Origin of the sequence: Rhodococcus olei, from assembly GCF_039540555.1 — a bacterium.
GTDB classification, from domain to species: Bacteria; Actinomycetota; Actinomycetes; order Mycobacteriales; family Mycobacteriaceae; genus Rhodococcus_G; species Rhodococcus_G olei.
This window is the reverse complement of the sequence record NZ_BAABFB010000096.1, coordinates 1-11,583: the sequence shown is the minus strand read 5'-3', so window position 1 is coordinate 11,583 and position 11,583 is coordinate 1. Positions and strand designations below refer to the sequence as shown.

Sequence of the window (11,583 nt, the reverse complement as noted above, 5' to 3'; positions counted from 1 at the left end):
ACTTCCTCGGTGCAGGCATGATGCCGATCCTTCCGGGTCATCAGCCTCCAAGAAACCCGGGGCGAATCACCGTCCTGACCAGAGAATCCGCCACATCGCACAAGACCCATGCTGGCCAGGCCAGTATCCCGAGTCGGGGCACGACACGCCCGACCACCACCGAAAGTGCGCCAGAGCCGTTCATCGGACAGTCCCCGGATACGCGTCGAGAAGAGAACCGTCGCACGGTGGTGCAGCCTGACGGATCCCAGCCACCGCATGTGGCTCCTCCCGGGGCTTCAAGTCACACCGAGCAGCGGTCGGCGCCGGGCGGATCGCTGCCTTATGGGTACGTCAGCGTGCCCGCAAGAGGTGTTTTTGTATCTTCCCGGCAGCGTTACGCGGTATCGCACCGATGACGAGGTCACGCGGAAGCTTGTAGTCGGCGATAAACGCGCTGCAGTGTTGGCGGATGCTGTCGAGGGTCAGCGGGCGCCCATCAATGGGTGTCACGACAGCGACGACCATTTCACCCCAGTCGGGTTCGTCTCGTCCGATCACCGCGCAGTCCGCGACGTCGGGATGCTCACGCAACACTTGTTCGACCTCGGCGGAGTAAATATTTCGTCCACCCGAGATGATGACGTCCTTGGCCCTATCAACCAAGCGCATGGAACCATCGGGTGCGAGCTCGAGGAGATCACCAGTACCGAGCCAACCGTTGTGGAGCGTCTCGTTCGTTTCCTCTGGCCGACCCCAATAGCCCTTCATGACAGGCTCTCCGCGGAGGTGCAGTTCCCCAATTTCTCCCGTGCCAGCGTCGGCGCCCGACCGGTCGACCAACCTCGCCTCAACGAAAGGTTGCGCCTGGTGACCGGATGAAAAGGGCTGAGCACGTACTTGTTCCATTGTCGAATACAGCCCGGTGGGGCCCGCTTCGGTCTGCCCGCATTGTTGGAAGAACTCGACGGTGGGAAAGGTATCGATTAGCTTCCGGATCGTCGATTCGGGCATCGGTGCGGCCCCGAAGACGCCGGTACGCCAGCTTGACGTGTCGTACTGGGAGATCTGGGGATGGCGAAGGAGGAATTCGTACATCGTGGGTACACCCAGGAGGGCATTGACCGATTCGGATTGGATGGTGTCGAGAACCGTCATGGGGTCGAATGCGGGGATCAGGATGTTGGTGCCCCCGACAAGGGTCGTCGCGTTGAGAAAGACCACTCCTCCGGAGTGATAGAGAGGAGGCAAGTGCAGGTAACGGATGCCGTCGCGCAGTCCCAGTGACACAACTTGTGCGAGCGCGGCCCAGACAGCTCGGTGGTGGTCGAGCAGCACGCCTTTGGGTGATCCGGTCGTTCCGGAGGTGTACACGATGAACGCGTCATCGGACTCGCTGGCACGATCCTCTGTGATCGGCGGGATCCCTGTCTGTGCGGCGAAGAGATCTGGTAATGATGAGCCCGGCCCGAGGCTGACACCGCGGGTGCCGGCTAGCACATGTGTGTCAAGTGCGGCCTCGACCTTGTCGGCGTAGTCGGGACCCGATGCGACGATCGTCGCTCCCGAATCGGAGAGGATGTGACGGATCTCGGGGATTGCGAGGCGGGCGTTTACGGGTACGACGATACCGCCCAGGCGCAGTGCAGCGAAGGCGGCAATCACGAACTCCGGCGTGTTGGCGGCGATCAATGCGAACCGGTCACCGTGTCCGAGTCTCATGGAGTCGAGTACCGCGGCGGTCTGGGCCACCTCGGAATCAAGTTCGCGCCACGACCACCGTCTGGCGCCGAACACAACCGCGTCGCGATCGGGAACCCGGTGAGCATTGTGGACCACGCTTCCACCGATGGTCGGCATTGGTCAGCCCCTCTCTGTGAACGCGGTTCGATCCGAGGCGTCGGCGTACATCGCTTCGATGCAGGCTTGATACCGTGCGGAGATGGCCTTCCGCCGTAACTTCATCGTCGGGCTGAGCTCGACACCACCGGGTAGCCATTCGTCGAGCAGCAGTGTGAATTTCTTGATCTGCTCCACCCTGGCCAGAGATTTGTTGGCGCGAGCGACGGACTCGGTGACCAGCGCTGTGATCGCATCGAGTCTGTCCTGCCCGGACAAGTGCGGCCGAACTTCTACGCCGGCGATGACGGAATCGACAACGACGAGAGCGACATTGTATGGACGATTGTCACCGATAACGCATGCCTGCGCGATGAGCGGACTCGCGTCCTTCAGTGTCGCTTCGATGTTCGCCGGTGACATGTTCTTGCCGAACGCGTTGATAATGAGCTCTTTCTTGCGATCGACGATCGCAACTCGCCCCTCGTCATCGATAGTGCCGATATCGCCGGTATGGAGCCACCCCTCGGAATCGATGGTTTCAGCGGTTAGTTCGGGCCGGTTGTGGTAGCGCTTCATCAACCACGGGCTTCGGAGGAGGATCTCGCCGTCGTCGAGAAGACGGATCGCCATTCCGGGAAGAGGCAGCCCCGCGCTACCCAACCGCATCGAACCCGGTCGATTCATTGTCGCGAAGGCGCACGCCTCCGACAGCCCCCAGCCCTCGAGTCCGGGCAGGCCCAGGGCGAGGAAGAATCGCAGCAGGTCCGGGTTGACGGGCGCCGACCCGGTCAAGGCTACCTGAACGTGGTCGAGACCGACCGCGCCCAGCAGCCGGGTCAAGTGGATGCGCGCCTGGTCGTAGCGAACGGCCAAGCCGGCGGGAACGGCTGCACCGCGCTGCTCGAGGTCTACCTTCTCGTATCCGAGAGCGAGGGCGTCGTCGATGGTCTTACGGTCGTCGCCCGCGGTGGCGGCGACCGCGGCCTCGATGCCGGTTCTGAGTTTCTCGAACAGTCGCGGGGGTGAGAAGACGTAGTGCGGCCTGGTATCGATGAGGTGGCGGACGACGTCCGCGGGGTCGGGGCAACAGGTGAGGGTGTATCCGTGCAGGATGCTGGGGTAGTGCGAAAACACGCGTTCCGCGACGTGCGCAGCGGGGAGGAACGACACGACGCGTGGATGGGGCACCGTTCCTAGCACCGACTCCACTGCGCGCAAGTTGCCGAGCACCGCCCGGTGTTCGAGTTCGACTCCCTTCGGATTACCGGTGGTCCCCGAAGTGTAGGAGATGGTGGCTAAGTCTGTCGACGACACCGCCCGCCAACTGGCGTCGAAGTCGAATCCGGTTGAGACGGTTTCGAACTGGTCGCGTGTGAGTGCCCCCTCGGCCGGCTGATCGATCGAGACTAGGACCCTCGCGCGCCAGCGGTGCTCTTGCGCGGCGAGAAGGACCGGGACGAAGCGGGCCTCGGTAATCATGACCTCGACTCCGGCGTCGTCGAGAATCCATGCGATCTGCTCAGGCGGCAGCGAGTTGTAGATCGAGACTGGGACCGCCCGAGCATGGAGGGCGCCGGTGTCGACGATGTGAAACTCGGGACGGTTCACCATCATGACCCCGACGCGGTCACCGGGCCGCACTCCGTGCGCGTGGAGGCCCTCCGCAGTCCGGCGCACCCCCTCCGCGTACTGGCGCCAGGTGATTACCTGCGCGTCGCCGAGGGTGCGCAATGCCACCGAATCCGGCGATCGCAGGGAGGTGTTCTGAAAGGCCTCGCACAGCGATGATGCGGTTGAGGGTACGTCAGTCATCGGTGTCTTTCCTGTCGGTGCCCCTGCATCCTGATGGAGCTGGCGTTCCAAACGCTGCGACGACGGCTTCGTTCAAGAACCTCGGACCGTGTACATACGCGGCGACCGCCGAGGCGTAGCGACCGCTCTGGTCGAAGTTCTGCGACAGCCAAAGGCATCCGATGTGGCGCCACACGTGCTGCCACACTTCGTAGAACCGCAATGCCGACGGATCCGGTTCGGTGCCACCGGCCGAGACGTAGGCGTTCATGAAATCCGACCACGCCATGACCGGCTCGATCGACGGGCGCAGGTAGGCCAACTCTTCGGCCGGGTCACCAAGGTGCGCGGCCTCCCAGTCGAGGATCGCACTGACGTGCCCTCCTTCGATCAGCAAGTTGGAAAACGCGGCGTCACCGTGAATCAACGACCGCCGTGCCGCCGCGGGCGGGAGATACGCACGAAGCCAGGCAAACAACGCTGCCAGCACGGGTTCGACCATGATTCCCCGTTTGACGAGGGTGTTCTCCTGCCAGTCCAGCATCTGTTCCAACTCGGTGCGCGTGGTCCTGGGTGAGATTGGCGCTTCCAGACCTTCGACATCGATCGCATGCAAGCGAGCGTAGAGCTTCGCCACCTCGAGACAGATTTCGCTGGTCGCGCCAGCGGGCCCCCAGACGTCGCCGAGGTTCTCGCCCGCCGAACGCCGAGTAACGAAGAACGGTCCACCGAGCGAGTTGTCGTTGGGCTCGATCCATAGCGGCTCGGGAACAGGGAGTCCGCTTGCATGCGCCGCCCGTACGACGTCGAATTCCGGTGCGAGCGAACGGCCCGATCGACCGAGAGGGACCTGACGGATCACGATCTCACATGACTCTCCGGCGAGAGTGCATGAGATCACCATCGTCCGTTTGGAGAAGCCGCCGTGGATGGTGCGCACGCTATGCGCCACGTCATCAACTCCACCGGCGCGTCCGCGGAGGTATCCGGTGACCCGCTCGGGTGACAGTGGCGGTTCCGCAGGCTCATCACCGGCGGTGACCGTGTGCGATCCGTCCGCAGTAAGCTGGCCGCGGGCGACGAGCAGCCGATGCACTGTCGCAGCAAGTTCAGGGGCCGTGGAGTCCGGGCTTCCGGTTCCGGTGAGGACGAGCACCTGCGATTCGAGGTCGGCTACCACTCCGGTCTCCGACCGTGCCGTGCGACCGACCCAGTCGAGGATCCCCCGCGCGTGCTGGAGTTTGGCGGCGGTCTCACGGTCGTTGACTGCCGACCCGATTTGCTCGAGCTCGCGGGAGACTGCAGCGATCAGCCGAGCCGCGAGGCCGGAAAACTGGGCACCGGAGTCGGCGTGTGACCCCTGACCCGTCGCTGAAAGACCGGCTACGGTCACAGTGAATCCTCCTTTTTACAGATCGCTCGGTACGTGCAGTCGAAGTGAGCGGGATGGATGGGGGTGACGAAGATCGACTCAAGGTTCGTTTGTCGAGATTTCGGATTCACCGTCGGCGCACGGTAATCCCTGCCGCGACGCGGTCCCACGTCGATTCGGAGATGCCTTCTGCGCGCAGATTGAACTTCTGAATCTTGCCTGTAGGGGTCTTGATCAACTCGTCCCGGATCTCGAAGTACCGGGGAACCGCGAAATACGGAAGGTGTTCGATCGACCATGTGCACAGTTCCTCACAGGACAGGCTCGCGCCGTCGCGGAGGACCACTGACACCTTGATCTCACCTTCGCTGACGCCTTCGCCGACGGCGTACACCGCTGCCTCGCTCACACTGGGATGCTGCTGGTAGGTACGCTCGACTTCGAAGCTGGAGATGTTCTCGCCGCGGCTGCGCAGGTAGTCCTTCTTCCGGTCGACGAAGAACAGATATCCGTTCTGGATGAACCCGATGTCCCCGGTATGCATCCACAGATTCCGCCAGACTTTCGCGGTCTCGTCGGGACGCTTCCAGTAGCCGGTGAACATGACATTGGGTCGCTTCGGTCGGAACACGATCTCACCCGGTTGCCCGTCCGGGAGGAGGACATCGTTGTCGTCGACGGCCCGGATGTCGAAATCCTCACAGATCCTGCCGACACAGCCGGCCGGTAGATCGGTGTCCTCGGCCGGGGTCACCGTGAGCCAGACGCCTTCTGTCTGACCGTAGGCGTACCGGTTCATGTGCTTGACACCGAAACGCGTCCTCCAGACCTGCGCTACCTCAGGGGCGACGTACCCGGTGACCGCGCGGAGCTGGCCCACACACCGCAGCATCTCAGGGGTGTCGTCGGCGTTGGCGAGCCAGTTGAACGCGGGGCCGAGAAGCAGCGCGGTAGTGGCTCCGCTGCGCTCTATCTCCGACCAGAAGCTCGATACCGAGAACTGCTCGACGATCGAGATGCTGCCCTGGTTGAGCAAGGTGGCCACGATGCCGCCGAGCGCGGACATGTGGAACATCGGATTGCACGTCCAGTTGCGTTCGTTCGGCAACGGTGGAACTGCGGTGTTGGAGTGATACCCCATGTTGCACAGATAATTAGTGCTCATCATGCAGCCCTTGGAGGGGCCGGTCGTTCCCGACGTATACAGCAGGCAGGTCAGGTCGCTGGGCTTCGCCGCGTGCTCGACAGGGTCCCCATCGGCGATCCGGATCCGATACGAATCGAGTGAATGGACGCGGCCATCGGACCACTCCGAGGCGGCACCACGGACCAGGATCGCCCTGACGTCGGGGAGGGCGACACTTAGGAGACCGTCCGTATACTCCGTCTCACAGATGACCACTTCGGCGCCGGAATCGGCGATCTGATGGCGGAGGAATTCACCTCGATACGCGGTATTGACCGGCACCCACACCGCGCCGAGCAGGTTGGTCCCGAACCAGCTGAAGATGACGTCTTCGCTGTTGCGCAACTGGGTGACGACACGGTCGCCTGCGCCCACCCCCAGCGATCGCAGCCCGCGGGCGAGCTCGACCGCGCGCTCCTTGGTCTGGCGGTAGGTGAAGGTGCGGCCGGCGAAGTCCAAGAAGATCTCGTCTCCGCGGGCGGCGACTGCCCGGTCCAGAGCGTGCATGAGCGTGTCGCCGCCGTCCACGTATTCGCGAGACTGTCGATCGTGCAGTATGGCCAGGCCGGTCATCAGTGCTCCATCCATCGTGATGTCGAGCGCGAGCCACCACGGAGTGGACGCGCGCCGGTGCGCTTGTTCGTGAGTCAGGCTCACAATTTTGACTTAGTTCGTCTCATAATCATAGTGACATGCCGCACAGGTGTCTACGATCGTTTCGCAGGCAATTTTCGGCGGTGGGCACGTTCACCAGCCGCCTATTGCAGAATGTACAGTTGATCGGAACGATCGTTCACATCAACATGGAAGTGAGTGCCGGTGCCCGACCGGGTGGCCGGTTCCCGAGCAGTCCGGAGGCACCCTATGACTACTATCGAGACCGACACTGCTTCAGACAACGCCGCGACGCTGTCAACCCTGCTTCAGGACCGGTGGAGCTGCCGGGGCTTTCTGGACGAGCCTGTACCCAGAGAAACCATCGAGCAGGTCCTGGACCTCGCCCGACTTTCCCCGTCGTGGTGCAATACCCAGCCCTGGCACGTCGTCGTCACCGACGGCGACGGCACCGAGCGGTTCCGGCGAGAGCTGTCGAGTCATGCCAACCGATCCGATGACATGAGCCCCGATTTTCCCTTTCCTGCGAGCTACACGGGCATCTACCAGATTCGGCGCCGCGAGTGCGGGTCCCAACTGTATGAGAGCCTGGGCATTGCCCGAGGCGACCGTGAGGCGTCCGCACGCCAGGCCGCCAAGAACTTCGAGTTCTTCGGTGCACCGCACACAGCCGTTGTCACCACGGAAGCCGATCTCGGAGTCTACGGCGCCGTCGACTGCGGCCTGTATGTGAACACCTTCCTGCTGGCGGCCCAAAGCCTCGGACTCGGCGCCATACCCCAGGCCGCCTTCGCAGCCCACTCAAATTTCATCCGGCGCCACTTCGACCTCCCAGACAACCGCCTGGTGGTCTGCGGCATCTCGTTCGGCTGGCCGGATCACCAGGCACCGGCGAACCGGTTCCGGACGCGTCGCGCGGAAAAGGAATCAACCTTCACCTGGGTCGACCGGTAGCATCGCGTAATTGTTCGGACGGCGGGAGATCAGTGCGACCGCCGCGTCCGCAATCTCGTCGGGTGTCAACCCCTCGGTGGGCCGATACCACCGTGACACCCAGATGACCATGCCGAGCAATAGTCGAGTCGTCAATCGCGGATCCGCGGCATCGAGCACACCGTCGCACATCGCCTTGTCGACGACGTCGACCCAGAGTTGTTCGTACTCGTGTGTCCACTCCAGCCAGCGCTCATAGACGTCGCGGGGAAGGCCGGCGCCGCCGAAGAACACCGCCAGGTGGTGGCGCATGTTCACCGCCGCGCGGATATGCAACCGGACCAATCCGAAGAGCGCCTCCGCTGACGTGGAGGTTTCGGAAACCAGTTGCATCGCGGCTGCGTGTAAGTCCTGGGTGCTTCGCTCGAAGACGATTCCGAGGAGCTTTTCCTTGCTCGGCACCGTCCGGTAGAGCGTCGCTCTCGAGACCGACAACCTTTCGGCGGCGGCCTCGATCGTCACTGCGTCGTAACCACCCTCCGCGTACAAGTGGGCAACAGCGTCAGCAACCGCATCCATGTCGATCTCGCGGCGGGGCCGACCCGGCGTACGCGTCACAGTGCTCCCACCGGCCGATTCCAGCTGATTGCCGCTCTTGGTCTTGGACGGAGCCACAGCACGTCCCTCCGATTCATCTCTGGCCAACAACGCCGTGTAGATCTCACGATAGTTCGCCTCATGACTGCGAACGCTCGCGAGAGCCTACAACCCCTTTCACCTCTGCAACATTGACGGATCACGTCACCCACCTTATATTGAGACAAGCGAGATCAAAACTACCTCGGTTCGTTCGCGGACCGTCGGTCCACGACGGTTTCCGGCCACGCCGGTTACCGGCCACGCCGCCCACCCGAGCCGAACTCCGCGAATCCACGCCATCAACCTGCCTTACAAGAGGAGACCGTTGTGCCGCACCAGATTCCACCGCCGGCTGAGCAGAACGAGCGCACCGATGAAAACGAGCGCCTGCGCGAGGCTCTCGCCGACGCCAATATCCCCACCCTCGTGCTGGTACTTGCGCAACTGACCGGCGACAAATCGTGGCTGGAGGAGCCTTATCGGCCCCAGCGGGGCAAACCTCTCGACGACAACGATTCGGGGGGACTGACTCCCGAGATTCAGCAGAAGATCCGTGACGCGGCCGCGGACGCGGTGATCGCATATCGTGCCGGTGATCTACATCCTGCGAATCCGACTCCGGATGAGGTCGCGCGGATGCTTTCGGTTGCGCTCGTCGAGTCGGTGCCGGAAAGCTATGGCCCGCTGCTGAGCGAGGAGATGGGACTGATCAGCCGCGACGTCGACCTACCTCCGGTCGTCGAGGGACGCGCCCCGCGGATCGTGATCATCGGTTCCGGACTGTCCGGACTGTGCACGGCCATCAAACTCCGGTCCGCCGGACTTGACTTCACTATCTTGGAGAAGGATCCGGATCTCGGGGGAACGTGGCTCGAGAACGTCTATCCCGGATGCGGTGTCGATACCCCAAGCCACCTCTACTCGTTCTCGTTCGAGCCGAATACGAAGTGGTCGCGCTATTTCGCAAAGCGCGGTGAGGTGTTCGAGTATCTTAGTCGGCTCGCCGACGAACACGACGTACGCCGACACATTCGGTTCCGGACCGAGGTCGTGCGTGCCGATTACGATGTCGAGGCGGCGGTCTGGCGGGTGGAAATCCACGACGAGCACGGATCGACGAGCACGCTCGAGACCGACATCCTCATCAGTGCGGTTGGGATGGTCAATCGGCCGTCCGTGCCTCCCATACCCGGCCTGGACACCTTCCCGGGACCTTTCATGCATACCGCGGAATGGGATCCGAACGTCGACCTGTCCGGAAAGCACGTGGCCGTCATTGGGACAGGAGCGAGCGCGATGCAGCTGGTTCCTTCCATCGCCGACGAGGTCGAAAAGGTGACTGTCTTCCAGCGCTCCAAGCAGTGGGCACTTCCGCACCCGAACTATCACCGCAACGTGGCACCGGGGACGGAATACCTGTTGGAGAACGTGCCCTTCTACGGGGCGTGGTATCGGTTGCGGGCGTTCTGGAACTTCAGTGACCGTCTGCATCCCTCGCTTCAGATCGATCCGTCGTGGCCGCATCCCGAGCGGTCGATCAATGCGGACAACGAGCGCCACCGCATCTTCCTGACCAAGTACATCGAGTCCGAGCTCGGCGACCGTCAGGATCTCCTCGACGCCTGCCTTCCCGACTACCCGCCGTACGGCAAGAGGCCACTCCTCGACAACGGCTGGTTCCGGACCGTTCGCCGCGACGACGTGGACCTGGTCACCGAAGCAGTCGCGGAGGTGCGTGGCAATACCATCGTCACGGCCTCCGGCGGCGAATACCAGGCCGACGTTCTCGTCCTCGCGACCGGGTTCAAGACGCTCCAGTTCCTCTGGCCGATGGAGATTCGCGGCACGTCCGGTCAGACGCTCCGCGACCAGTGGGGTAAGGACGATGCCCGTGCTTACCTGGGGGTCACCGTCCCGGACTTTCCGAACTTCTTCATCGTCAACGGCCCGAATACCAACGCCGGGCACGGGGGCAGTGCAGTCATTGCGACCGAGTTCCAGGTCCGCTACATCATGCAGGCTATCGGACACCTCATCGCCAACGATCTGGAAAGCACCGAAGTGCGCGAAGAGGTCTTTCGCGAGTACAACGAGGACCTCGACGAGGCGCTGTCGAGATCGATCTGGTCTCACCAGGGCATGACGACGTACTACCGCAATGACGCCGGACGAATCGTGATCAGCAGCCCGTGGAAGTACATCGACTACTGGCAGCGGACTCTCGAGTTCGATCGGTCCGACTACGTCGACGAGCCACGACGTGCGGCCGTGACAGTCTAGACCTACAGTCGCGTAAGTTTGGTCTTGCGGGCGTGTCGTTCATGTCGATGCGGTGACGCCAGGTGATGGCCACTGTGTCGAGATTCGGGTCCGATTTCCCGCGCAGACCGACGATGATGTGTACGTGGTCGAGGCGCGTGAGTGGGCGGACGGTTTGGCGGAGATCGATACGCTGATCGGGCATCGGTTCTCGCGATCGGAGCCTCGCCGACACCAGGTGGTGTAAGTAGGGCACCCGCTCGGCCGGGGTGGTGCGGCAGTACTCGGGTACCGCGGGCGGATCGAGAACTGTCAGGTCGGGGTGTTTTCTGACCTACGCCACGCCGACCGGGCGGACCCTGATCGACCTGGATTTGTTACCTGCCCAAGGCGTGGACCGGCGACCGGGACCGGTGCACCGGCCTGCGGGCATGCCCGCAGGCCGGGAGTTCGCGACCAAACCCGAGTTGGCAATCGCGATGCTCGCACGTGCCGTCGCCGCAGGGATCCTGGCGCAGTGGCTGACCGGCGACGAGGTATACGAGCAGCACTCGCGGTCGCAGAACTCGGCCTTTCGACGTTCCCGGTGCCGGTCAACCAGCGGGTGATCACCACCGGGAACGTCGAGCTCGGGCCGACACCACGATCGCCGGCTTGCAACCACAGGCATGGCACACCCGCTCGGCCGGCGACGGCGCCAGAGGGATCCGGCTCTTCGACTGGGCGCGGGTGACGGTGCAGGGCGCGGGCTCGCCCGAGCAGGATTATTGGCTGCTGGCCCGGCGCTCGTGCACCTCCCCCACCGATCTCGCGCACTACCTGTGCAACGCGCGAAACGTGCCACTCGCCGCGACCTCGCTACAGTCGCCGGAACTCGGTGGGCGATCGAGGAAACCTTCTAGCGAGCTTGGTCGCTAGGAAACCAAGAGTTGGCTTGAGTTTCAGGCTGCTGTGGGCAGCAGCCTGA

The 11,583-nt window shown here is 63.2% G+C and carries 7 protein-coding genes and 1 pseudogene; 3 read left to right on the top strand and 5 right to left on the bottom strand.

The window, feature by feature from the left end:
• Positions 1 to 333: 333 nt before the first annotated feature.
• The 4 genes from ABD951_RS28335 to ABD951_RS28320 all read right to left on the bottom strand — a co-directional run bounded on the left by ABD951_RS28335 (position 334) and on the right by ABD951_RS28320 (position 6,743).
• Positions 334 to 1,839: a class I adenylate-forming enzyme family protein gene (locus ABD951_RS28335; protein ID WP_345353575.1), complete on the bottom strand. Its 1,506-nt coding sequence runs from the start codon at positions 1,837 to 1,839 to the stop codon at positions 334 to 336.
• A gap of 3 nt (positions 1,840 to 1,842) precedes the next feature.
• Entirely contained in the window at positions 1,843 to 3,633 is a 1,791-nt protein-coding gene (locus ABD951_RS28330; RefSeq protein WP_345353573.1) for an AMP-dependent synthetase/ligase, read from the bottom strand.
• Positions 3,626 to 5,005, bottom strand: coding sequence for a phosphotransferase (locus tag ABD951_RS28325; RefSeq protein ID WP_345353571.1), 1,380 nt, complete (start codon positions 5,003 to 5,005; stop codon positions 3,626 to 3,628). The genes ABD951_RS28330 and ABD951_RS28325 overlap by 8 nt, the downstream gene beginning before the upstream one ends.
• Positions 5,006 to 5,111: 106 nt before the next feature.
• Positions 5,112 to 6,743, bottom strand: a complete 1,632-nt coding sequence (locus ABD951_RS28320; protein ID WP_345353569.1) for an AMP-binding protein — start codon at positions 6,741 to 6,743, stop codon at positions 5,112 to 5,114.
• Between the two features lie 291 nt (positions 6,744 to 7,034).
• Between ABD951_RS28320 and ABD951_RS28315 the strand changes: the two genes are divergently transcribed.
• Complete coding sequence (locus ABD951_RS28315) at positions 7,035 to 7,739, top strand: nitroreductase (RefSeq protein WP_345353567.1); 705 nt, start codon at positions 7,035 to 7,037, stop codon at positions 7,737 to 7,739.
• Here ABD951_RS28315 and ABD951_RS28310 read toward each other — a convergent pair.
• Entirely contained in the window at positions 7,713 to 8,393 is a 681-nt protein-coding gene (locus tag ABD951_RS28310; protein WP_345353565.1) for a TetR/AcrR family transcriptional regulator, read from the bottom strand. The genes ABD951_RS28315 and ABD951_RS28310 overlap by 27 nt on opposite strands.
• A 291-nt stretch (positions 8,394 to 8,684) precedes the next feature.
• Here ABD951_RS28310 and ABD951_RS28305 point away from each other — a divergent pair, with 291 nt between their 5' ends.
• Both ABD951_RS28305 and ABD951_RS28795 read left to right on the top strand, forming a co-directional pair.
• Positions 8,685 to 10,637, top strand: coding sequence for a flavin-containing monooxygenase (locus ABD951_RS28305; RefSeq protein WP_345353563.1), 1,953 nt, complete (start codon positions 8,685 to 8,687; stop codon positions 10,635 to 10,637).
• Positions 10,638 to 10,879: 242 nt separating this feature from the next.
• A pseudogene (locus ABD951_RS28795) lies at positions 10,880 to 11,224 on the top strand (transposase); the annotation flags it as partial.
• Positions 11,225 to 11,583 lie beyond the last annotated feature (359 nt).